Genomic DNA, 22550 nt, shown 5'->3' on the forward strand with positions numbered 1-22550 from the left:
CTTACGCAATTTTGAAATGCTAAATATCTCCATTTACGCCAATCAACGCAATAGCTATCGTGAAAGCCTCATCACTAAGCCACAAGGAACCTTGCCATGACGCCCACCAGCCCCATCAAGCTCTACCGCCTTGCCCTGTCGGGCCATTGCCACCGTGTGGAGTTGCTGCTGTCCATGCTGGGCCTGCCGCATGAAATCGTGGACGTGGACCTGCTCCATGGCGAGCACCAGCGCCCCGAATTCCTGGCGCTCAATGCGCTGGGGCAGGTGCCGGTGCTGGTGGATGCAGACCTGGTGCTGCCAGACAGCAATGCCATCCTGGTCTACCTGGCGCAGCGCTACGCGCCCGGCAGCCACTGGCTGCCGCAAGACCCTATTGGCCAGGCGCGGCTGCAGCGCTGGTTCAGCCTGGCGGCGGGCATGCTCGGCCCCGGCATAGCCGGGCCGCGCTTTGCCGCCCTTACCGGGCAGCCGGTGAGCGCGGCGGCGCAGGCCACCGGGCGGCGGCTGCTGGATTACATGGAGAGCGAACTCCAGGGGCGCGGCTGGCTGCTCGGCGGCGCCGAGCCCAGCCTGGCCGACCTGGCCATGGTGGGCTATACCTCGCAAGCCGGCATCGGCGGCCTCTCGCTCGCCCCCTACCCGCGCATTGCCGCCTGGGTGGCGCGCGTGCAGGCGCTGCCGGGCTATGTGCCGCTGCCCGAGCGGATCGCGGAGGCCGCATGACTGCGCTCGCCGAAGCGTTTCATGCCGGCGAGCAGGCCCTGCAGGCCCGCGCCGGCGTAAGCGAGCGCATGGCGGCCGCAGGCCCCATGCTGCTGCGCGACCATATGCCCGACCAGCACCGCGAGCTGTTCGAGAAGCTGCCCACGCTATTGGTCGCTGCGCTGGACGAAGCAGGCCAGCCCTGGGCCACCATGGTGGCTGGCGCTCCGGGCTTTGTGCATACCCCCGATATGCGGCGCATGCAGGTGGAGGTGCGGCCCGATGCCGCCGACCCGGTGCTCGCCAACCTGGCCGCCGGCGCCCCGGTGGGCCTGCTGGGGCTGGAGCCGTACACCCGCCGGCGCAACCGCCTGAACGGCCGCGTGGCGGCCTTCGGCGCGCAGGGGCTGGCGGTCGATGTAGTGCAGAGCTTTGGCAACTGCCCCAAGTACATCCAGGCCCGCGAGCCCTATGTACAGCCGCATCCGCCCTCGGCACCGCAGCCGCTTGGCCCCGGGCTCGATGCCGCCGCGCTGGCGCTGCTGGCCGGCAGCGACACCCTGTTCATCGCCAGCGCCTCGGCCGCCCGGCCCGGGCGGGCGCGCAGCGATGGGGTGGATGTTTCGCACCGCGGCGGCGAGAGCGGCTTTGTGCGGGTGGAGCACGCCGGCCAGGGCCTGGTGCTCACCATGCCGGACTACCCGGGCAACCAGTTCTTCAACACCCTGGGCAATCTGGCGCAGCACCCGCTGGCGGGCCTGCTGTGCGTGGACTATGCGGGCGGCGGCCTGCTGCACATCGCCGTCGAGGCCGAGATGCTCTGGGATGCCGCCGCCTGCGTACCCTGGCCCGGCGCCCTGCGCATGCTGCGCTTCAAGGTTTCGGCCGGACTGTGGCGCGCCCACGCCCTGCCCTGGCGCTGGACGGAGCCCGTGGCCGCGCCCCAGTTCAGGGCCATGCGCGAGCGCGCAGCCGCAGCGGCCTGAGCTCAGCCGCGCGCCGCGAGCGGCTTGCCTGCCGGCTCCCCGCTATCCCAGCTCCCGCCCAGCGCGCGGATCAGCGCCACCGTTGCCGTGTACTGCGCGGTGCGCACCTGCAGGGCCTGGCGCCGGTTGCGCAGCTCGTTGCGGCGCGCATCCAGCAGCTCGATCTGGCTCACCAGGCCGTTGCGATAGCGCACGTCCGACAGATGCGTGGCGCGCTCCGAAGACTGCACCGCCTGCCCCAGCACCCGGGCCTGGCCCGCCAGCAGCCGCAAGGCGCTGAGCTGGTCTTCCACCTCGCGCAGGGCGGCAAGTACCTGGCCGCGCTGGGCGGCCACCGCGGCCTCCAGGCGGGCGCGGGCGCCTTCTTCCTGCGCGGCGCGCTGGCCGCCGTCGAAAATGGGCAGCGACAGCAGTGCGCCAAGGCCCCAGGAGCGCGCCGACCACTTGAACAGATCGCCCAGCTCGGGCGAGGCATAGCCGCCATTGCCGGTGAGCGCGATGGCCGGGAACCACGCGGCCTGGGCCACGCCCACGCGCGCCTGGGCGGCAAGCACCGAGGCCTGGGCCGCCGATACGTCGGGGCGGCGCGCCAGCACGGTGGCGGGCACGCCCGGCGGAATTACCGGCAGCCTTGCCTCGCCTGGGGATGAGGCCAGCGCAAAGCCGGTGGCCACATCGCCCACCAGCACCGCCAGCGCATGCGTGAGCGTGGCCTGCTGGCGCTGCAGCGCCAGCGCATCGGCCTCGGTGGCCGACACCTCGGTCTGCATGCGCGCCACATCCAGCTCGGCCGCATCGCCGGCCCGGTAGCGCCGCTCGATCAGCGTCAAGGTCTCGCGGTAGGCCAAAAGACTCTGCTCGACCAGCTGGCGCTCGGCCTGCAACGAGCGCAGTTGCAGATAGGCCTGCGCCACATCGGCCTGCACCATGAGGCGGGTGCTCTGCAGCAGCGCCTCACGGGCCTTGGCGTCCTCGCGCGCGGCATCGCTCGCGCGCGACAGCCGGCCGAACAGATCGGCTTCGTACGAGAAGTTCAAGCCTGCCGTGGCCAGCGTTGCGGGCTGCATGCCGTTGGCGGTGTTGGCACCCGCCTGCCGCACCGCCCCGCCCGAGGCGCCGATCTGCGGCTGGCGCTGGGCATCGGCCGAGCGCAGCAGCGCGCGCGCCTCGGCCAGGCGTGCCGCGGCGGCCTGCACATCGGTGTTGGCATTGCCGGCGCGCTCCACCAGGGCGCTGAGCTCGGGGTCGGCAAAGGCCAGCCACCAGGTGCCGCGCGGCTGCGCCTCGGCCGGCGGCGCCGTTGTCCAGCCTTCGGTGGCTGCGGTGCTGAAACCCGCAGGCACGGCCACGCCGGCATGCTCGGCCACCGTGGGCGGCGCGCTCGCGCAGCCGGCGAGCACCAGGGCCGCCAGCAGCGCGCTCAGGCGTGGCAGCAGGGGTGGCATGCGTTGCATCGCGTTCATATCGGAATCCATTCTTGCATTGCGTTCATTCGTCGTAAGCGCGCGGCGCGGCGGGCATGGCCAGGGCCGGTGCGCCTCCGCCAGGCTCGCTGATCGGCGCAACATGGCTGCCATGCTGCTGCAGCGGCCGGTTGCCGGCCAGGCGGCGCAGCAGCACGTAGAACACCGGCGTGAGGAACAGGCCGAACGCGGTCACACCGATCATTCCGCTGAACACGGCCACGCCCATGGCGCTGCGCATCTCGGAGCCGGCACCGGTGGACAGCACCAGCGGCAGCACCCCCATGATGAAAGCCATCGAAGTCATCAGGATCGGCCGCAGGCGCAGGCGGCTGGCCTCGATGGCGGCCTGCACCGGCGTGCGGCCGGCGAACTCCAGCTCGCGGGCGAACTCGACGATCAGGATCGCGTTCTTGGCCGACAGCCCCACCAGCACGATGAGCCCGATCTGCGTGAACACGTTGTTGTCGCCGTGCGAGAGCCACACGCCGGCCATCGCCGCCAGCAGGCCCATGGGCACGATCAGGATGATGGCAATCGGCAGCGTGAGGCTTTCGTACTGCGCCGCCAGCACCAGGAACACCAGCAGGATGGCGATGGGGAACACCAGCACGGCCGAATTGCCCGCAAGAATCTCCTGGTAGGTCAGCTCCGTCCACTCGAAACCTATGCCTGGCGGCAGCGTCTCGGCCGCGACCCGCTCGACCGCGGCGCGGGCCTGCCCCGACGAGAAGCCGGGCGCGGGGCCGCCGTTCACGTCGGCCGCGAGGAAGCCGTTGTAGCGCATGGCGCGCTCGGGGCCGTAGCTGGGGTCGAGCTTCATCAGCGCCGACAGCGGCACCATCTCGCCGCTGGCCGAGCGCACCTTGAGCCGGCCCACGTCCTCGGGCCGCGCGCGGTACGGTGCATCGGCCTGCACGCGCACGCTGTAGGTGCGGCCAAACTCGTTGAAGTCGTTCGCATACAGGCTGCCGAGGTAGATCTGCAGCGTCTCGAAGATATCGGTCACCGGCACGCCGAGCTGGCGCGCCTTGGTGCGGTCGATGTCGGCATACAGCTGCGGCACGTTGACCTGCCAGCTGGTGAACAGGCCGGCCAGCTCGGGCGTCTGGTAGGCCTTGGCCATGAAGGCCTTCACCGCGGCGTCCATGCCGGCGTAGCCCAGCGAGCCCCGGTCCTCGATCTGCAGCTTGAAGCCGCCGGTGGTGCCCAGGCCCGCCACCGGCGGCGGCGGGAACATGGCGATGAAGGCATCCTGGATCTCGCCAAAGGCCTGGTTCAGCTGGCCCGCCACGGCCGCGCCGCTCTGGTCGGCGCGCCTGCGCTCGGCAAAGGGCTTGAGCGACACGAACACGATGCCGGCGTTGGAGCTGTTGGTGAAGCCGTTGATCGACAGGCCCGGGAAGGCGATCGCATCCTCCACGTTCGGGTTTTGCTTGACGATCTCGCCCATGCGGCGGATCACGTTGTCGGTGCGGTCCAGCGTGGCGCCGTCGGGCAGCTGTGCGAAGCCGACGAGGTACTGCTTGTCCTGCATGGGCACGAAGCCGCCCGGCACCAGCTGGAACAGGCCCCAGGTCGCGCCCACCAGGGCCAGGTAGACGGCCAGCATGCCCGCCTTGTGCCCGATCACGCGGCGCACGCCGCCGCTGTAGGCCTCGGAGCCGCGCTGGAACACCGCGTTGAAGCGCCGGAAGAACCCGCCGAGCACGCGCTCCATGCCGCGCGTGAGCGCATCCTTGGGCTCATGGTGGCCCTTGAGCAGCAACGCGCTCAATGCCGGCGACAGCGTCAGCGAGTTGATGGCCGAGATCACCGTGGAGATCGCGATGGTGACCGCGAACTGGCGGTAGAACTGCCCGGTGAGGCCGCTGATGAAGGCCAGCGGCACGAACACCGCCACCAGCACCAGCGCGATGGCGATGATGGGGCCGGACACCTCGCGCATGGCGCGGTAGGTGGCCTCGCGCGGCGTCAGCCCGGCTTCGATATTGCGCTCCACGTTCTCCACCACCACGATGGCATCGTCCACCACGATGCCGATGGCCAGCACCAGGCCGAACAGCGAGAGCGCGTTGATCGAGAAGCCCAGCAAGTGCAGCATGGCAAACGTGCCCACCACCGACACCGGCACCGCCAGCAGCGGGATGATGGAGGCGCGCCAGGTCTGCAGGAACAGGATCACCACGATCACCACCAGCGCGATGGCTTCGAGCAGCGTGTGGATCACCGACTCGATCGAGGCGCGCACGAACTGCGTGGGGTCATACGCGATGCGGTACTCCACGCCCTCGGGCATGAGCCGGGCCAGCTCGGCCATGGTCTGGCGCACGTTGTCCGAGATCTCCAGCGCATTCGAGCCCGGCGCCTGGAACACGCCCATGCCCACGGCCGGATCGTTGTTGAGCAGCGAGCGCAGCGAGTAGTCGGCCGCGCCCAGCTCCAGCCGGGCGATGTCGCGCAGCCGGGTGACGGCGCCGTCCGCGCCGGTCTTGACGATGATGTCGCCGAACTCCTCGGGGCTGGACAGGCGCCCCTGCGCATTGATCGACATCTGCGTATCCACGCCGGGCAGCCCCGGCGACGCGCCCACCACGCCGGCGGCGGCCTGCACGTTCTGGCGCCGGATGGCGGCCACCACGTCGCCGGCGGACAGGCCGCGCTGCGCCACCTTCTGCGGATCGAGCCAGGCACGCATGGAATAGTCGCCGCCGCCGAAGATCTGCACCTGGCCCACGCCTGGAATGCGCGCCAGCCGGTCCTTCACGTTGAGCACCGCGTAGTTGCGCAGGTAGTCGATGTCGTAGCGGCCGTTGGGCGAGACCATGTGCACCACCATGGTCAGGTCGGGGGCGCTCTTCACGGTGGTCACGCCCAGGCGGCGCACCTCCTCGGGCAGGCGCGGCTCGGCCTGCGAGACGCGGTTTTGCACCAGCTGCTGGGCCTTGTCGGGATCGGTGCCGAGCTTGAAGGTGACGGTGAGCGTCATCACCCCGTCGGTCGTGGCCTGGCTGCCCATGTAGAGCATGCCCTCCACGCCGTTGATGGATTCCTCCAGCGGCGTGGCCACGGTCTCGGCGATCACCTTGGGGCTGGCGCCCGGATACTGCGCCCGCACCACCACCGAGGGCGGCGCGACCTCGGGGTATTCGGAGATCGGCAGCGCCCGCATGGCGATAAGGCCGGCGAGAAAGATGAGCACCGACAGCACGCCCGCGAAGATCGGGCGGTCGATGAAGAATCGGGACAGGTTCATGGCTTGGAAGAATGGTTTTTTGCTCAGGCCGCGGGCTGCTTGGCGGCTGTGCGGCTATCGGCCAGTTCGGCCTTGGCGTCCATGGGCACCTCTTGCGGCGCGACCACCACGCCCGGACGCACGCGCTGCAGTCCGTTGACGACGATGCGCTCGCCGGCCTTGAGGCCGGAGGTGACCACGCGCAGCCCATCGACCGGCGCGCCCAGCTGCACCTCGCGGTACTCGGCCTGGTTGCCGGCGCCGATCACCAGCACGAACTTCTTGCTCTGGTCGGTGCCCACTGCGCGCTCATTGATCAGCACCGCCTGGGTGCTGCGCGGCTGGCCCATGCGGATGCGCGCGAACTGCCCGGCCATGAGCGCGCCGTCGGCATTGCCAAACACCGCGCGCACCCGCACCGTGCCGCTTTTCGCGTCGACCTGGTTGTCTATCAGCTGTAGGTGGCCGGCATGCGGCGTGCCGCCGCTGGCGCCCACGCCCATCTGCACGGGAATGGTCTCGATCAAGGCGCGCGTGCTGCGTCCCGCGCCCTGCAGGCCCTGCAGCGCGTTGGCCACGATCTGCTCGTCCACGTCGAAGCTGGCATACATGGGATCCACCGACACCAGGGTGGTCAGCACCGGCGCCCCTGGGCCCGAATCCACCAGGTTGCCCACGGTCACCTCGATGCGGCCGACACGCCCGCTCACCGGGGCCTTCACCTGGGTGTAGCCCAGGTTCAGCCGGGCGGTCTGCAATGCCGCCTGGGCCGCGCGCAGGTTGGCATCGGCCTCGCGCCGGGCGTTCACGCGCTCGTCGTACTCCTTCTGCGCGATCGCGCGCTCATCCCACAGGCGCGCGGCGCGCTCGGACTCGCTCTGCGCATACGCCATGCGCGCCTTGGCGGCCACCACCTGCGCCTCGGCGCGATCGACTTCGGCCGCATACGGGGCGGGGTCCACGGTGAACAGCAGCGCACCGGCCTTGACCAGCGCGCCTTCCTTGAAATGCACCGCCTGCACCGCGCCGGCAACGCGCGGGCGCACATCCACGCGCTGCACCGCTTCGAGGCGGCCGGAGAATTCGTTCCACAGGCTCACGTCCTGCTGCAGCACCTGCGCCACCGACACCGGCACGGCGGCTGCCGCGGCCTGTGGCGCGGGTGCTTCGGCATGCGATGCCTGCAGGTTCAGCACGGCGCCCGCCGTTGCCGCCACGGCAGCCGCAACACCGGCAGCGGCCCACCAGCGGCGGCGGGTGGATAGTTTGGAGTTGTCGTTCATGGCAATGTCTTCAGGTTCAATGGATAGGAAGCCGGAGAAAATTCTTCCTGCGGCGGACAAGACTCACCCCTTCCAGCACCCAGGCCAGGAATCGAATGGGGGTAAGCAAGAAAAACGCGCGCTTTTGCTCTACCCGGCCTGCGGACAGGCAGGCCGGATCAGGGCAGCGGTCTTAGCACGGTCAGCTCAGAGCCGACATCGGGTGGTCTCGAAAAACTTGCGCAGCTCGTCTTCACAAGGGCAAGACTCCGGCGGCGGCTCCATCAGCGCCTGCGGCCACTGCCCCACTTCGGCGAACACCTGCAGGAAGACGGTCAATCCGGCAGCTTGCAGGCGTTCGGCATAGTTCAGCGCCTCGTCGCGCATGGGGTCTACCTGCCCCACCAGGATCAGCGTCGGCGGCAGCCCCGCCAGGCGCTGCGCCCGCGCCGGCACGGCATAGGGATGCTCGGCATCGTGCGCCCCGCCCAGGTACTGGCACCAGCCCGAGGCCCATTTGCACTGCACCGACTCGCCCTGCGCGGCGCGCTGCGAAGGCGTGGCCGCGCAGGGGTCGAGCATGGGCGAGATGAGGATCTGCCCGGCCAGCGGCGGCTGCAACTGGTCGCGCGCCATCATGCACACGCCGGCCGCCAGGTTGGCGCCGGCCTCTTCTCCCGCCAGGTACAGCGGCGCGCCCTTGCCGGCCAGCCGGGTGCGCTGCTTGTAGGCCCACTGCAGCACCGCATAGCCCAGCTCCAGCGGACGGGGAAACGGATGCTCCGGCGCCAGCGGATAAGCCACCGACACCACGCAGGCCCCGGCAGCCGCCAGCGAGCTGCCCACGGTGCAGCCGTTGTCCAGACCACCGGCCACGAAGGCGCCGCCATGGAAGTGCACCACCAGCGGAGACACTTCGCCGCGCCGCTTGCTGCCGTACATGCGCACCTGCGCCTGCATGCCGCCGCCCACCTCAATGGTGGCGTCGGTGTGCAGGCGGGTCGGCGAAGCGGGTGTTGTGGTGTGTGGCATGGATTCTCCGGACGGCGCCGGGCGATGAGATGAAAATGTAGCGGCCCGCTTTGGTGGCATAAACCCCGCAAACGCAGCCGCACTGTTTCCGAGATCCGAACAATGACCGCCTGGTCCGTGTGTGAGAATCCCGCATCCTCGCAGATCGGGGATTTCGCAAGGACAAGGAGATCCCATGGATCAGATTCAGGCCATGCGTATTTTCGCTCGGGTCGTGGAAGCCGGCACTTTCACGCGCGCGGCCGATTCGCTGCAACTGCCCAAGGCCAGTGTGACCAAGCATATCCAGGCGCTCGAAGAGCGCCTGCGCGTGAAACTGCTCAACCGCACCACCCGCCGCGTCACGGTGACCGCCGACGGCGCGGCCTACTACGACCGGGCGGTGCGCCTGCTGGCCGATTTCGACGACCTGGAGGCCAGCGTCAGCCAGGCCCGCACCACGCCGCGCGGCCGCCTGCGCGTGGACGTGGGCACCAGCGTGGCGCGCCTGCTGGTGATACCGCATCTGGCCGAGTTCCAATCGCGCTACCCCGAGATCCAGATCGACCTGGGCGTGAGCGACCGCACGGTGGACCTCATCAGCGACAACGTGGACTGCGTGATCCGCGGCGGCGAGCTGGCCGACCAGTCGCTGGTGGCGCGGCGCATCGGCAACCTGGAGTTCATCACCGTCGCCGCGCCCGAGTACCTGGCGCGCCACGGCACGCCACAGCACCCGAGCGAGCTGGAGTCGCCCAGCCACCGCAACCTGATCTATTTCTCGCCGGTGTCCGCGCGGCGCTACCCACTGGAGTTCCACCAGGATGGCAAGCTGATCGAGATCGCCAGCCCGGCGCCGCTGTGCGTCAACGAGAGCAATGCCTATGTCAGCGCGCTGCTGGCCGGCCAGGGCATAGGCCAGGCCAGCACTTTCCAGGTGCAGGAACACCTGCAAAGCGGCCGGCTGCAAAGGGTGCTGCAGGACTGGACGCACCCGCTGCTGCCGGTCTACGTGGTCTACCCGCCCAACTCCCACTTGAGCGCCAAGGTGCGCGTCTTCGTCGACTGGGTGGTCGAGCTGTTCTCGCGCCATCCGCTGCTGCAGGGCTGAGCGCCCACCCACCCTCCCGCCGGCCGCCGCTACTGCTGCAGCTGCGCCCACACCTTGTCCAGGCGCTTGGCGCTCACCGGGTACGGCGTGCGCAGCTCCTGCGCGAACAAGCTCACGCGCAGCTCTTCCAGCATCCAGCGGTATTCCTGCATGCGCGCATCGACCTGGCCCTTGCGCTCGGCCACCAGGCGCCAGTAGCGCTGCTCCAGCGGCTGCAGCTCCTTGAGCCGGCTCGCGTCGCGGGCCGGGTCGGCGCGGTATTTGTCGAGCCGCGTGGCGATGGCCTTCAGGTAGCGGGCATAGTGCTGCAGCTGCGGCCACGGCGCGATGGCGATGAAGTTCTTGGGCACCAGGCGCTGCAGCTGCTGGCCGGCATCGGCCGTGGCCTCGGGGGCGTTCCTGGTGTCCTTGATCTTGCGCTGCGCCGCCGCGTATTCGAGCAGCACCGCGCCGGCCATGCGCGCCACCTCGTTGGCGATCAGCGTCAGGCGCGAGCGCCCGTCCTGCACGCGCTGCCTGAACTGCTCGGCGTTGCTGGGCAGCGGCTCCTGCAGGAAGGCGCGGTCGATGGCCAGGTTGATGATCTGCTCGCGCAGCTCTTCCTGCGTGCCCAGCGGCATATAGGCCACGGCCATTTTCTGCAGCTCGGGAATGTTCTTTTCCAGGTACTTGAGCGCATCCTTGATCTGCAGCGCGAACAGGCGCCGCAGGCCCAGCGCATGCCGGGCCGCCGCCACCTCGGGCTCGTCGAAGACCTCGATGCCGACCGCGTCGCCGCGGTCGATCAGCGCGGGAAAGCCGATCAGCGTCTGGCCGCCCTTTCTGATCTCCATCAACTCGGGCAGCTCGCCAAAGGCCCAGTCGGTATGGCGCGCCTCGGCCTGTGGGCCCGGCGTCTTGGCGCTTTCTTTTTTGATAGCTGCTGGCGTTTTATCGCTGGACTTTTCAGATGGTTTTATATCTGAATTCCTTTCACCATTAGCACCAGAAGCTATCTTTAATGAAGCAAGCGCCTGGAAGGCGCCGCGCGCCTTGGCGCCCCACTGCGACTTGAGGGCCGCCAGGTTGCGGCCCTGGCCGAGCTGGCGGCCGTGCTCGTCGGTCACGCGGAAGTTCATGAACAAATGCGGGCTGAGCATGTCGAGCTTGAAGTCGGCGCGCTTCACATCGAGCGAGGTCTCGTCACGCACCTGCTTGAGCAGCAGCTCCGTGAGGCTGCCCTGGCCGAAGCGCTCGGGCGCGTTGAACAACTGCGCCAGGCGCTCGGCATTTTCCGCCAGCGGCACGAAGCGGCTGCGCGGGCGCTGCGGCAGGCTCTTGAGCAGGGCCTGGATCTTGTCCTTGAGCATGCCGGGCACCAGCCATTCGGCGCGCTCCTCGCTCACCTGGTTAAGCACGAAGAGCGGCACCGTCACCGTGATGCCGTCGCGCGCATCGCCCGGCTGGTGCAGGTAGCTGGCCGAGCAGTCCACGCCGCCGAGCTTGAGCGTCTTGGGAAAGGACGCGGTGGTGATGCCCGCGGCCTCGTGGCGCATCAGCTCGTCGCGGGTGAGCCGCAGCAGCTCGGGGTTCTTTGCCCCGGCATCCTTGTACCAGCGCTCCAGGTCGCGGCCGGTGCACACGTCCTGCGGGATCTGCTGGTCGTAGAAGGCGTAGATCAGCTCCTCGTCGACCAGCACATCCTGGCGCCGGCTCTTGTGCTCCAGCTCCTCGACCTTGGCGATCAGCTTCTGGTTGGCGGCCAGGAACGGCAGGCGCGTCTCCCAGTCGCCCTCGACCAGCGCCTGGCGGATGAAGATGTCGCGCGCGCCCTGCGGATCGACGCGGCCATAGCTCACGCGGCGCTGGCTGTAGACCACGATGCCGTACAGCGTGGCACGCTCGTAGGCGGCGACCTCGCCCTGCTTTTTCTCCCAGTGCGGGTCGAGCATCTGCTTCTTGAGCAGGTGCGCGCCCACCTCTTCCAGCCATTGCGGCTCGATGGCGGCAATGCCCCGGCCGTACAGGCGCGAGGTCTCGACCAGCTCGGCCGCGACGATCCAGCGCCCGGGCTTCTTCGACAGGTGCGCGCCCGGATGCGGATGAAAGCGTATGCCGCGCGCGCCGAGATAGCCGTCGCCCTCGTCGGTCTTGAAGCCGATGTTGCCCAGCAGGCCCGAGAGCATGGACAAATGCACCGCCTCGTAGCCCGCCGGCTGCGGGTTCAGCGGCCAGCGCTGCTCGCCCACCACGGTCAACAGCTGCGAATGGATGTCGCGCCACTCGCGCACGCGGCGGATGTTGATGAAATTCTGGCGCAGCAGCTGCTCCCACTGGCGGTTGCTGAGCTTGTGGGTAGGCTCCTCTTCGGCGGGCGCCTGGAGCTCGATCTGCTGCGCCTGCCGCTGGCTCACCGGCAGGAAAGCCGCATTCCGCCCCAGCGCCGGCGCGCTCGCACCCTGTGCGGCCATCTGCTTGCGCGTGAGCGCCACCACCTTGCCGCCGCGCGCATCCGTCAGCCACTTCCACAGCCGCAGGTAGCCGCTGAACTCGCTTTTCTCGTCGTCGAACTTGGCATGCTGCTGGTCCGCCTGCTGCTGGGCTTCGAGCGGGCGGTCGCGCACATCCTGCACGCTCAGCGCCGAGGCGATGACCAGCACCTCGGCCAGCGCGCCGCGCGAGCGCGCCTCGACGATCATGCGCGCCACGCGCGGATCGAGCGGCAGGCGCGACAGCTCGCGTCCCATGGGCAGCAGCTCGCCGCGCTCGTCCACCGCGCCCAGCTCGCCCAGCAGCTGGTAGCCGTCGGCGATCGCGCGGCCCGAGGGCGCTTCGAGAAAGGGGAAGTTCACCACATCGCCCAGGCCCAGCGACTTCATGCGCAGAATCACGCCGGCGAGCGAAGAGCGCAGGATCTCCGGGTCGGTGAAGCGGGGGCGGCCGTTGAAATCCGCCTCATCGTACAGCCGTATGCAGATGCCGTTGGCCACGCGCCCGCAGCGCCCGGCGCGCTGGTTGGCCGCCGCCTGGCTGATCGGCTCGACCAGCAGCTGCTCCACCTTGCTGCGGAACGAATAGCGCTTGACGCGCGCCGTGCCCGCATCGATCACGTAGCGGATGCCCGGTACCGTGAGCGAGGTCTCGGCCACGTTGGTGGCCAGCACGATGCGCCGGCCCGAACCTCTACGCTCTGGGCCGTCGAAGATGCGGTCCTGCTCGGCCTGCGACAGGCGCGAGAACAGCGGCAGCACCTCGGCGTTCCTGAGCACCGGCGCATGCTGCAAATGCTTGCGCAGGTGGTCGGCCGCCTCGCGGATCTCGCGCTCGCCGGGCAGGAAGATCAGGATGTCGCCACCAGCGCCCCCCTGCCACAGCTCGTCCACGCCATCGGCGATGGCATCGTTCAAGCCGTAGTCCTTGCTCTCCTCGAACGGCCGGTAGCGCATCTCCACCGGGTAGGTGCGGCCCGAGACCATGATGACCGGCGCCGGCCCGCTCTTGCCTTCAAAGTGTTTGGCGAAACGCTCCGCATCGATGGTCGCCGAGGTCACCACCACCTTCAAATCGGGCCGCCGCGGCAGGATCTGCCGGATGTAGCCCAGCAGGAAGTCGATGTTCAGGCTGCGCTCGTGCGCCTCGTCGATGATCAGCGTGTCATAGGCCTTGAGCAGCGGATCGGTCTGCGTCTCGGCCAGCAGGATGCCGTCGGTCATCAGCTTGACCGAAGCGTCCTTGGACAGCCGGTCCTGGAAGCGCACCTTGTAGCCCACCACCTCGCCCAGCGGCGTGTGCAGCTCTTCGGCGATGCGCTTGGCCACGCTGCTGGCGGCGATGCGGCGCGGCTGGGTGTGGCCGATCAGGTGGCCGCGCACCTGGCCCTTCTCGTCGGGCAGCGCATTCACCTTGCCCCGCCCCAGCGCCAGCGCGATCTTGGGCAGCTGCGTGGTCTTGCCCGAGCCGGTCTCGCCGCAGACGATGATGACCTGGTGGCGCTCCATCGCCTCCATGATCTCTTCGCGGCGGCTGGATACGGGGAGTGACTCGGGAAATTCTATTTTCAACGGCATAGGGGCGCCATTATCCCGGCTCCTGCGGGCTCCGCTCGGCGCGCCAGCCATAACGCGCGCTTATGGCTGGGCATCGGGCAGCGACTCACGCACAAGCCTAGCGCCCCCTACAGTCGGTACCACCTTTTATGACGAACCCGCCCATGCCGATCACCGTGGACAGCCACGCCCATGTCTTTCTGCGCAGCCTGCCGCTGGCCGCCAGCCGCCGACACGCGCCCGAGGCCGATGCCACGCTGGCCGCCTACCTGGACCTGCTCGATGCGCACCGCATCACGCATGGCGTGCTGGTGCAGCCGAGCTTTCTGGGCTGCGACAACCGCTTCATGCTTGACGCCATGCGCAGCTGCCCCGCGCGGCTGCGCGGCGTGGTCATGCTGCCCCCCACCACCGGCGAGGCCGAGCTGGCCGCGCTGGCCACGCAAGGCGTCGTGGGTGTGCGCCTGAACCTGGTGGGGTTGCCGCTGCCCGATCTCGGCCAGCCGCTGTGGCAAGGCTTTCTGGCCCGGCTGAAGGCGCTGGACTGGCACCTGGAGCTGCACCGTGGCGCGGCCGACCTGCCGCCGCTGCTCGATGCGGCCCTGCGCAGCGGCTGCCGCATCGTGGTGGACCATTTTGGCCGCCCCGATGCAGCCCTGGCCGCCGCCGACCCGGGCTTTGCCGCGCTGCTGCAGCGCGCCGCCTCCGGCCGCATCTGGGTCAAGCTCTCGGCCGCCTACCGCAACGGGCATGCCGCGCAGGCGCCGGCCGCGGCGCGCAGCGCCGCCTTGCTCGCGGCCGATGCCGCGGCCGCGCGCGCCTGCGCCCGCCAGCTGCTGGCCGCCTTTGGCGCCGAGCGCCTGGTCTGGGGCAGCGACTGGCCCCACACCCAGCACCAGGAGCTGGTGGACTATGGCGCCAGCCTGGCCGCGCTGGCCGACTGGGTGCCGGATGCCGATGCGCGAAGCCGCATCCTCGGCGCCACGGCCGCCGAGCTGTTCAAGATTTCATAAAGTGCATAACACGTAAAGGAGACTCCATGCAAAGACGCAGACTGGCGCTGGCCGCATTCGCCCTCCCCCTGCTGCAGGCGCTGGCGCCAAGCGCCCAGGCCGCAGGCGAAGCCGCATCCTTTCCGAGCAAACCCGTGCGCCTGATCGTCACCTACCCGCCCGGCGGCACGGTCGATGCGGTGGCCCGCATCCTGGGCCCGAAGCTGTCGCAGATCTGGGGGCAGCCGGTGGTGATCGAGAACCGGGCCGGCGGCGGCGGCATCATCGGCGCGCAGGCCGTGCTGGGCGCGCCCGCCGACGGCTACACGCTGATGGTCGACGCCTCCAACCATGCGCAGAACCCGGCGCTGAAAAAGCGCATGCCGTTCGATACGCTCCAGTCCTTCATGCCGGTGTCGCTGCTGCTCAAGGTGCCGAACGTGCTGGTGGTGACGCCGGGCTTTGCCGTGCGCTCCGCCCAGGAGCTCATCGCCTATGTGAAGGCGCATCCGAACAAGGTGGACTATGCCTCGTCGGGCAATGGCTCCTCGCCCCACCTGGCCGCCGAGCTGTTCGCGCTGAAGACCGGCGCGCGCATGACCCATGTCGCCTACCGCGGCGGCGGCCCGGCCATGGTGGACGTGATGGCCGGCACCGTGCCGGTGTTCTTCGCCAGCCTGGGCTCGTCGCTCACCTACATCCAGGGTGGCAAGCTGATTGCGCTGGCCAGCGCCGGGCAGCGCCGCTCGCCGGTGCTGCCGGAGACTCCCACCTTCGCCGAGGCCGGCGTGCCGGGCTACGAGATGTACGAATGGAACGCGGTCTTTGCGCCCCAGGGCACGCCCGCGGCCGTCGTGGACAAGATCAGCAAGGACGTGGCCGCGGCGCTGAACGACCGCGAGGTCAAGGCCCGGCTGATGTCCATGGGCTCCGAGGTCATAGGCTCCAGCCCGCGGGAGCTGGAGCAGTTCCGCCGCGCCGAAATCGCCAAGTGGACGGCGGTGGGCAAGCAGGCCCATATCGTGCTGGAGTAGCCCCCCTCCGCTACAGCCGGGCCGCGAGCTGGCTGGCGATGGTCGGCCGCCCCGAGGCCTGCCACAGCAGGCTGAGCTCGAAATACGGCAAATGCATGCCGTCGCGCAGCGGCACGAACTGCACGCCCCGGTGCTGCAGCACCGCGGCCGACTCGGGCAGCAGCGATGCGCCTATGCCCGCCGCCACGCACGACAGCACCGTGAGCGAACGGTTGGCCTCCTGCACCACCTGCATCTGCAGCCCGGCGCGCGCGAAGGCGCCGGCGATACCGGCGCGCAGCGCCGGCAGCTGCGACGCCGGAAACCACACCAGGCCCAGCCGCGCCACGTCGGCCAGCGCGGCGCGGCCGTCCGACCCCAGCGCATGGGCGGCCGGCAGCACCGCCACCAGCGGCTCGCGCCGCACCAGCTTTTGCCGCACGCGCCCCTGCAGGGCCACCGGCGTATGCAGCATCGCCATGTCGACCCGGCCCTGGCCCAGGGCCTGCACCAGATCGGCATTGCTCATCTCGGACAGCTCCACCTGCGTGCCGCGGAACTCGGAATGCAGCAGCCGCAGCGCCGCCGGCAGCACGTCGTACACCGCATGGGTGACGAAGCCGATATGCAGCCGCCCCATCTTGCCGCCCGCGATCGCCCGCGCGCGCTTCTCGGCCGACTCGGCCAATGCCAGGCTGGCGCGCAGGTCGTCGATCACCGCGCGCCCGGCGCTGCTGAGCACCGCGCCGCGGCGCGAGCGCTCGAACAGGCTCACGCCCAGCGCGTCCTCCAGCCGGCGCAGGGCCTGGCTCAGCGCCGGCTGGGCAACCCCCAGATGGCTGGCCGCGGCCGTCATGCTGCCCAGGTCGGCCACCGCCAGCAGGTAGCGGATGGCGCGCATATCAAAGACGCCCGCCGAAGGTGCAGAGCAAGCCATCCGCGCCCCCGCTATGCCTGGCGCCCGGGCGCGGGCCTGACGCGCCCCAGCCACAGCACCGCCAGCCAGCTCACCAGCGCAATAGCCAGCAGCACGCACAGCTGAAACAGCGCGGCCTGCGCCGGCGCCCCCATCTGGTTGAGCCGCAGCGAGGCCTGTATCGCGGCCGTGCTCGGCGACAGCCAGCGCAGCCACTGCAGCAGCGTGGGCAGCGCCTCGGCCGGCCAGCTGAAGCCGCCCATGAAGGCCAGCGGGATCGAGCTGAACAGCAGCACCTGCATGGCGCGCTCGCGGTTGGCCAGCCAGCAGCCCAGCAGCACGGCCAGCCCCGCGACCGCGGGCACGAACACCGCCAGCAGCAGCACCGCGCCCAACGGGTTGCCGCCGCGCGGAAAATCGTGCCACACGAACATCCAGCCAAAGTAATACAGGCCCGAGAGCCAGCCCAGCGCGCACAGCGCCAGCAGCCGTGCCAGCCATACGCGCGCCGGCGCCGCGGCCCGCCCCTGCTCGCGCCAGGTGCCGACCAAGAGCGCACCGCCCATCAGCAGCGTCTGCTGCAGGATCAGCACCGCCACCGCCGCCACCACGAAACTGCCATAGCCTTCGGTGGGGTTGAACAGCGCCTCCATCTGCAGGTTGACGGGCGAGCGGCTGCTCGCCGCCTGCAGGCTGCTTTGCCCGCCCGCGCCCAGGCGCCGCAGCTCGATGCCGGCCGACACCGTGCCGACAGCCTCGGCAAAGCCGTACTGCACCTGCTTGGCCGCCAGCGGATAAGCGCCATTGGCATAGACCGGCACCACCGCCTTCTGGCTGCGCACCACCTCGCGCTTGAGATCGGCGGGCAGCAGCGCATAGCCCATGATGTCGCCGCGCAGCAGCGCCTGCTGCGCCTGGCCCTCGTCGCCGGTGACCAGCACCACCGCGATGCGCGGGCTGGCCTCGGCAAAGCGCAGCATCTGCCGCGCCAGGCTGCTGCCGTCGTGCTGCACCACCGCCACCGGCACGCGCTGCACCACCTCCTGGCCATAGAACCAGGGGTAGAAAAAGCCATAGAGCACCGGCGCGCCCACCAGCAGCATCACCACGCCCTTGTCGCCCACCACCGCGCGCAGCGCATCGAGGAAGGCGAGCAAAAAGGAAGGACGGCGCGCCATGCTCAGCGCCCTCCCCATTTGTCCGGGCGCTTGAGGCCCCGGCACAGGCCGGCCGTGGCCAGCAGCATCAGCACCAGCGTGGCCAGCACCAGGCCGCAGAGTATGGGCAGGCTTTGCAGCAGGGGTGCGCCCATCAGGAACTGCTCGATCTGCAGCCGCGCATAGTGGGTATAGGGCATGGACAGCGCCCAGCCGCGCGCCGAATCCGGCATGGCCAGCAGCGGAAAGCCCACGCCGCTGAAGGCGAACGCCGGCGCCGACAGCAGGCCCGCGCCCGACAGCGCGGTGCGCAGCGACAGCGTGAACGCCGCGAGCAAGGCGCCCATGGCCAGGCTCACCGCCACCAGCGCCGCCAGCCCCAGCGCCACCCAGGCGAAGCTGCCGGCCACCGTCCAGCCGCGCCCCACGGTGAGCCACAGCAGCGCGAGCAGCCCGCACAGCGTGAGACCCAGCCAGGGCGGCGCCAGCTTGCCGGCCAGCGCGCCCAGCACCGCGGACCAGCCCGCGGGCCGCCCGCCCGTGGTCTCCTGTATCCATGCGCCCAGCGTGCGGTCGCGCAGCTCGCGGCCCACGCCCCAGGCCCCGGCCGTCATGCCCAGGATGTGCAGCAGCGCCGGGATCAGCGCCGCCGCCAGGAACTGCTCGTAGTTGGTCGAGACATTGAACAGCGACACCAGGCTGGTGCGCACCGGCTCCATGCGCAACTGCAGCGCCTGGCGCGGATCGCCGCGCTTGGCGCGGGCCTGCATCTCCACGCCCGCCGACAGCGTACCCAGCACCTGGCGCACATCGCGCTGGATCAGGCTGGAATGCGTGGCCAGCTGCGCGTTGTGCAGCAGCACCACGCTGGCCGCCTGGCCGCGCTTGACGTCGCGGGCGAAATCCGGCGGTATCTGCACCACGGCGTACGTGGCCATGGACTGCAGCTGCCATTGCGCCTCGGCGGCATTGAGCACCTGCGCGCGCACCGCCAGCCCTGGCGTGGCGCCCAGCATGCGCACCAGCTGGCGCGACAGGCTGCTGTGGTCCTGGTCCCAGACCGCGACCGGCAGCCGGTGCGGCAGGCCGGCCGAGAACATCCAGGCCAGCAGCAGCACCGCCAGCAGCGGCACCCAGCTGAGCATGGCCAGGTCCCAGGGCCGCCCGCGCAGCAGCCGCCATTCGCGGCCGAGGCTGGCAAGCACCGGGCTGGTCGCGCGGCTCACTGTGCGCCTTCCACCACCACGCTCATGCCGGGCCGCGCGCCCTGGATCGGCTGGGCCGGCCGCGCCCGCACCTCGAAGGTGCGCGCATCAAAGCCCTGGCCCGCGCGCGTGGCGCGCCAGGTGGCGAAGTCGGGCAGCACGCCCAGGTAGTAGACCTCGAACTGCGCCTCGCGGTTGTCCAGCGCCGGCAGGCGGCCGGCGAAGCGGCTGCCCTGGGCGAAGCGGGCCAACTGGTCTTCGCGCACGTTCAGCACCACCCACTGGTCGCTCAGGTCGACCACGCTGACCACGGCCACACCCTGGGGCGAGAGCTCGCCCTCCTTGGCCAGCACCTGGCTGATCTCGCCGCCCACCGGGCTGCGCAACTGGGTCTCGGCGCGCGCCGCCTCCACCTCGGCCACCACGCCCTGCACCTGGCGGGCCTGGGCCTGGGCGGCGGCCTTGTCTTCCTGGCGCGCGCCAGTGGCGGCCATGTCGTACTGCGCCTTGGCGGCCAGCGCCTGGTCGCGCGAGGCACGGAAATTCGTCAGCGCCTCGTCGCGCTTTTGCGCCGCCACCAGGCCCTGGTCGTACAGGCTCTGCACACGGCGGTACGAGGTGTCGGCCAGCTCGGCGGCCGCCTGGGCACGCTGCCAGTTCAGGCGCGCCATCTGCACCTCCTGCGGGCGGGCGCCGGCCTGGGCCTTGTCGGCCACGGCCTGGGCGGCATCGCGCGCGGCCTCGGCCTGGGCCAGCTTGGCGCGCACCTCGGGGCTGTCCATCTCGACCAGCAGCTCGCCGGGCTGGATCTGCTGCCCCTCCTTGACCAGCACCTTGGCGATGCGGGCGGTGACCTTGGGCGCGATGTCGGCCTCGCGCGCCTCCATCTGCCCCTGGAAATAGGCCGGCGCCGGCTGGGCGGCGCGCCAAAAGCCCCAGGCCACCAACGCGATCACCAGCAGCACCACCGCGATGGCGACGACGGGCGGCTTGCGCCGGGAAGGAGCGGCCTCGCGGGGCGCGGAAGAAGTTTGGGTATCAGCGGTCATGGTGCGTCGGAGGAGATCTGGATATCGGCCTGGGCCATGTAGCGTTCAAAGGCATCGCTCTGGCCGGAACTCTCCAGCAGCGCGGCCAGCGCCTGCACGTACTGGTTGGCGCTTTCGGCGCGCTGGGTCTGCACCTTGGCCAGGTTGGTCTGCGCGTCGATCAGCTCCAGCAGCGTGCTGGTGCCTTCCTTGAGCCCGGCCTCGCGCAGGCGCAGCAGCTCGCGCGCCAGGTCTTCCTGCGCCTGCTGGGCCTGGTACTGGCGCCGGGCCTGCTCAACGCCCATCCAGTTCTTCTCGACCAGCAGCGCGATGTCGCTGCGCACCTGGGCCTGCATCAGCTCGGCCTGCTCGATCTTGCGCTGCGACGCAGCGGCCAGCGCGTCGCGGTCCATGCTGTCCCACAGCGTCCAGCGCACGGCCACGCCGGCGATCCAGTTGGGCTTGCCGCTGGTGGCCAGCTCGTGCGAGCCGAAGGCCAGCACCTGCGGACGGCGCAGGGCCTCCTGCGCGTCGTGCAGCGATTCAGCCTGGCGCCGCTTGGCCTGCACCTTGTCCAGGCCCGGGTGGCGCTGCTCGGCAGCCGATACGAACTGCGCCAGCGGCGGCAGCGGCCGGCTGCTGACGAACAGCGGCGAGCTTGGCAGCACCTGGCCGCCAGCCTTGACGGTGCGCGCCAGCGCCGTGGCGGCGAGCTCGGCGTCGTCGCGCGCCTTGCGCGCCTGCTGCTCGGCATCGGCCAGCGCGGCGCTGGCCTGCAGGCGCTCCACCCGCGCGATCACGCCAGCCTTGAGCATGCTTTGCGCCGCCGCATCATGGCGGCGAACGGCGTCCAGCGCCCGCGCGCGCAGCCGCGCCGCACGCTCGGCCAGCTGCGCGCCGAAGTAGCGCTGCACCAGCAGCGCATGCAGCGACTCGCGGCTGCTGGCGGCATCGGCCAGCGCCTCGTCGGTGGCGGCATCCAGCCCGCCTTGCACCGCGCCAGGCAAGCCGCCCAGGTACAGCGGCCAGATCAGCGACAGGCTGGCCGAGGCATTGTTCTTCTCGCGCTGCAGCGCCAGGTTGGAAGGCAGCTGCGGCAGGCCCGGCAGCGACTGACCCAGCTCGGCCGGCAGCATGCCCAGCGCGCCATTGAGCATGCGCCGCGCCGGATCGAGATCGAGATCCGCATTCACCGAATAGCGGTAGGCCATGCCGGTCACCGCCAGCGACGGCCCGCCCAGCCCCTCGCTGCCCTGGCGGCGCAGGCGGGCGCTGTCCACCGCCTTGTTCGCGGCGGCCCATTGGTCGGAGCGCTCCAGCAGGGCCTGCTGCGCCTGGGCAAAGCTCAGCGCCGGCAGCGGCTGCACTTGCGCCGCTGCGATACTGCCGGCGGCCAGGCCGGCGCCCAGCAGACAGCGCAGCAAAAAGGCCAGGCTTGAGGGTGGTGCGGGGGAAGGCGTCATGGGGGTAGATCGTAGCGCCCCCTCATCCCCCTGCGCCATGCGCTATGTAAACTATGCCGCGCTGTGCCGCTCAGGGCTTGGAAGGCTCGGAGCCCGGGGCACTGCCCATGGGCGCAGGAGGCGGCGGCGGGGTGATCGCGCCCGCGGCGGAATCGGGTGCGGGCGCCTTGGGCGCCGGCGCCTGGCCTTTGTCACAAGCGCTCAGCAAGGCGGCGCAAGCGAGCACAGCGGAAATGGAAAGTATTTTCATGGGATACCTCGCGCAATGAAAGTGCGTTTCATCTTAAACAGCCCGCCCGGCGCCACAATCGCGCTGGTTGCAGTTTCAATATTCAGTAGCATCCAGGTCCCCAAGGGAGCCAGCCGCCACAAAAGCGGGCATATGCCCGATGCGGGGCAAACCCGTAAGAATTCAACGAAGATGTATCGGCGCCACGCGCGGCGGCCGTGCACCACAAGGAATATCCGCATGGAATTGATCAAGCAGCTGGATCTGCGCCCGCACCCGGAGGGTGGCCACTACCGCGAGACGGTTCGGCTGCCCCCAGGGCCGGACGGGCGTTCGCGCATGACCGCGATCCTGTTCCTGCTGGCGCAGGGCGAGCGCTCGCATTGGCACCGGGTCGATGCCGACGAACTCTGGCTGTGGCAGGCGGGCTCGCCGCTGAGCCTGGCGATAGGGGGCGGCGAGACGGTCACGCTGGGCGGCGATCCCGGCAGCGGCCAGCAGCTGCAGGCGCTGGTGCCCAAGGGCCAATGGCAATCGGCCGAGGCCCGCAGCGGCTGGGCGCTGGTGAGCTGCGTGGTGGCGCCGGGCTTCGATTTCAGCGGCTTCGAGATGGCGCCACCGGGCTGGCGCCCGGACTGATCTGCCGCCGGGCAAATCTGCCCAGAGGCGCTAATGCCGTTCACTTAGCAAGCCGAAGCTGCTGCCAGCCAGTGCGCAGGTTGGAAGGCAGAGGCCGGGACTCGCCCCGG

At 70.1% G+C, this 22550-nt stretch carries 16 protein-coding genes; 6 read left to right on the forward strand and 10 right to left on the reverse strand.

The annotated features are described in order from the left end of the window. The first annotated feature begins 96 nt into the window (after positions 1–96). A complete protein-coding gene (locus ACODRX_RS22600) occupies positions 97–726 on the forward strand; it encodes a glutathione S-transferase family protein (protein ID WP_488873795.1) in 630 nt (209 codons plus the stop codon). Continuing rightward, a complete protein-coding gene (locus ACODRX_RS22605; protein ID WP_488873796.1) occupies positions 723–1691 on the forward strand; it encodes a pyridoxamine 5'-phosphate oxidase family protein in 969 nt (322 codons plus the stop codon). Before ACODRX_RS22600 ends, ACODRX_RS22605 begins: the two co-directional genes overlap by 4 nt. A 2-nt stretch (positions 1692–1693) precedes the next feature. On the opposite strand, the gene ACODRX_RS22610 is transcribed toward ACODRX_RS22605, so the two are convergent. The 4 genes from ACODRX_RS22610 to ACODRX_RS22625 all read right to left on the reverse strand — a co-directional run bounded on the left by ACODRX_RS22610 (position 1694) and on the right by ACODRX_RS22625 (position 8683). Continuing rightward, a complete protein-coding gene (locus ACODRX_RS22610) occupies positions 1694–3166 on the reverse strand; it encodes an efflux transporter outer membrane subunit (protein ID WP_488873797.1) in 1473 nt (490 codons plus the stop codon). 13 nt (positions 3167–3179) lie between these two features. Next, complete coding sequence (locus ACODRX_RS22615; protein ID WP_488873798.1) at positions 3180–6410, reverse strand: efflux RND transporter permease subunit; 3231 nt, start codon at positions 6408–6410, stop codon at positions 3180–3182. A gap of 23 nt (positions 6411–6433) precedes the next feature. Beyond that, positions 6434–7672: an efflux RND transporter periplasmic adaptor subunit gene (locus ACODRX_RS22620; RefSeq protein ID WP_488873799.1), complete on the reverse strand. Its 1239-nt coding sequence runs from the start codon at positions 7670–7672 to the stop codon at positions 6434–6436. 186 nt (positions 7673–7858) lie between these two features. Then, complete coding sequence (locus ACODRX_RS22625) at positions 7859–8683, reverse strand: alpha/beta hydrolase (protein ID WP_488873800.1); 825 nt, start codon at positions 8681–8683, stop codon at positions 7859–7861. Positions 8684–8858: 175 nt separating this feature from the next. Between ACODRX_RS22625 and ACODRX_RS22630 the strand changes: the two genes are divergently transcribed. Continuing rightward, on the forward strand, positions 8859–9773 hold the full coding sequence (locus tag ACODRX_RS22630; RefSeq protein ID WP_488873801.1) for a LysR family transcriptional regulator: 915 nt from the start codon (positions 8859–8861) through the stop codon (positions 9771–9773). 29 nt (positions 9774–9802) lie between these two features. Here the strand turns inward: ACODRX_RS22630 and hrpA are convergent, their stop codons facing one another. Continuing rightward, positions 9803–13819 (reverse strand): ATP-dependent RNA helicase HrpA, encoded by a 4017-nt coding sequence (hrpA, locus tag ACODRX_RS22635; RefSeq protein WP_488873802.1) that lies wholly within the window; start codon positions 13817–13819, stop codon positions 9803–9805. Between the two features lie 128 nt (positions 13820–13947). Between hrpA and ACODRX_RS22640 the strand changes: the two genes are divergently transcribed. Beyond that, positions 13948–14811, forward strand: a complete 864-nt coding sequence (locus tag ACODRX_RS22640; RefSeq protein ID WP_488873803.1) for an amidohydrolase family protein — start codon at positions 13948–13950, stop codon at positions 14809–14811. Between the two features lie 26 nt (positions 14812–14837). Next, positions 14838–15824: a tripartite tricarboxylate transporter substrate binding protein gene (locus ACODRX_RS22645; protein WP_488873804.1), complete on the forward strand. Its 987-nt coding sequence runs from the start codon at positions 14838–14840 to the stop codon at positions 15822–15824. 10 nt (positions 15825–15834) lie between these two features. Here ACODRX_RS22645 and ACODRX_RS22650 read toward each other — a convergent pair whose 3' ends face one another. The 5 genes from ACODRX_RS22650 to ACODRX_RS22670 are packed head-to-tail and all read right to left on the reverse strand — an operon-like array spanning position 15835 to position 21572. After that, on the reverse strand, positions 15835–16704 hold the full coding sequence (locus ACODRX_RS22650) for a LysR family transcriptional regulator (protein ID WP_488873805.1): 870 nt from the start codon (positions 16702–16704) through the stop codon (positions 15835–15837). A gap of 47 nt (positions 16705–16751) precedes the next feature. After that, complete coding sequence (locus tag ACODRX_RS22655) at positions 16752–17897, reverse strand: ABC transporter permease (RefSeq protein ID WP_488873806.1); 1146 nt, start codon at positions 17895–17897, stop codon at positions 16752–16754. 2 nt (positions 17898–17899) lie between these two features. Further along, positions 17900–19102 carry an ABC transporter permease gene (locus ACODRX_RS22660; protein ID WP_488873807.1) on the reverse strand — a complete coding sequence of 401 codons (1203 nt, stop codon included), beginning with the start codon at positions 19100–19102 and terminating at the stop codon, positions 17900–17902. After that, positions 19099–20130, reverse strand: a complete 1032-nt coding sequence (locus ACODRX_RS22665) for an HlyD family secretion protein (protein ID WP_488873808.1) — start codon at positions 20128–20130, stop codon at positions 19099–19101. The genes ACODRX_RS22660 and ACODRX_RS22665 overlap by 4 nt, the downstream gene beginning before the upstream one ends. After that, entirely contained in the window at positions 20127–21572 is a 1446-nt protein-coding gene (locus tag ACODRX_RS22670; RefSeq protein ID WP_488873809.1) for a TolC family protein, read from the reverse strand. Before ACODRX_RS22670 ends, ACODRX_RS22665 begins: the two co-directional genes overlap by 4 nt. A gap of 469 nt (positions 21573–22041) precedes the next feature. On the opposite strand from ACODRX_RS22670, the gene ACODRX_RS22675 reads away from it, so the two are divergent. Then, positions 22042–22440, forward strand: a complete 399-nt coding sequence (locus ACODRX_RS22675) for a cupin domain-containing protein (protein WP_488873810.1) — start codon at positions 22042–22044, stop codon at positions 22438–22440. The last annotated feature ends 110 nt before the right edge of the window (positions 22441–22550 follow it).

The organism is Comamonas sp. FG99 (genome assembly GCF_057808605.1).

Coding starts and splice junctions, on each gene's coding strand:
- ACODRX_RS22610 (WP_488873797.1), bottom strand. CDS start 3,166: ATGGATTCCGATATGAACGCGATGCAACGCATGCCACCCCTGCTGCCA.
- ACODRX_RS22665 (WP_488873808.1), bottom strand. CDS start 20,130: ATGACCGCTGATACCCAAACTTCTTCCGCGCCCCGCGAGGCCGCTCCT.
- ACODRX_RS22615 (WP_488873798.1), bottom strand. CDS start 6,410: ATGAACCTGTCCCGATTCTTCATCGACCGCCCGATCTTCGCGGGCGTG.
- ACODRX_RS22620 (WP_488873799.1), bottom strand. CDS start 7,672: ATGAACGACAACTCCAAACTATCCACCCGCCGCCGCTGGTGGGCCGCT.
- ACODRX_RS22630 (WP_488873801.1), top strand. CDS start 8,859: ATGGATCAGATTCAGGCCATGCGTATTTTCGCTCGGGTCGTGGAAGCC.
- ACODRX_RS22645 (WP_488873804.1), top strand. CDS start 14,838: ATGCAAAGACGCAGACTGGCGCTGGCCGCATTCGCCCTCCCCCTGCTG.
- ACODRX_RS22640 (WP_488873803.1), top strand. CDS start 13,948: ATGACGAACCCGCCCATGCCGATCACCGTGGACAGCCACGCCCATGTC.
- ACODRX_RS22600 (WP_488873795.1), top strand. CDS start 97: ATGACGCCCACCAGCCCCATCAAGCTCTACCGCCTTGCCCTGTCGGGC.
- ACODRX_RS22670 (WP_488873809.1), bottom strand. CDS start 21,572: ATGACGCCTTCCCCCGCACCACCCTCAAGCCTGGCCTTTTTGCTGCGC.
- ACODRX_RS22650 (WP_488873805.1), bottom strand. CDS start 16,704: ATGCGCGCCATCCGCTACCTGCTGGCGGTGGCCGACCTGGGCAGCATG.
- ACODRX_RS22605 (WP_488873796.1), top strand. CDS start 723: ATGACTGCGCTCGCCGAAGCGTTTCATGCCGGCGAGCAGGCCCTGCAG.
- hrpA (WP_488873802.1), bottom strand. CDS start 13,819: ATGCCGTTGAAAATAGAATTTCCCGAGTCACTCCCCGTATCCAGCCGC.
- ACODRX_RS22625 (WP_488873800.1), bottom strand. CDS start 8,683: ATGCCACACACCACAACACCCGCTTCGCCGACCCGCCTGCACACCGAC.
- ACODRX_RS22655 (WP_488873806.1), bottom strand. CDS start 17,897: ATGGCGCGCCGTCCTTCCTTTTTGCTCGCCTTCCTCGATGCGCTGCGC.
- ACODRX_RS22675 (WP_488873810.1), top strand. CDS start 22,042: ATGGAATTGATCAAGCAGCTGGATCTGCGCCCGCACCCGGAGGGTGGC.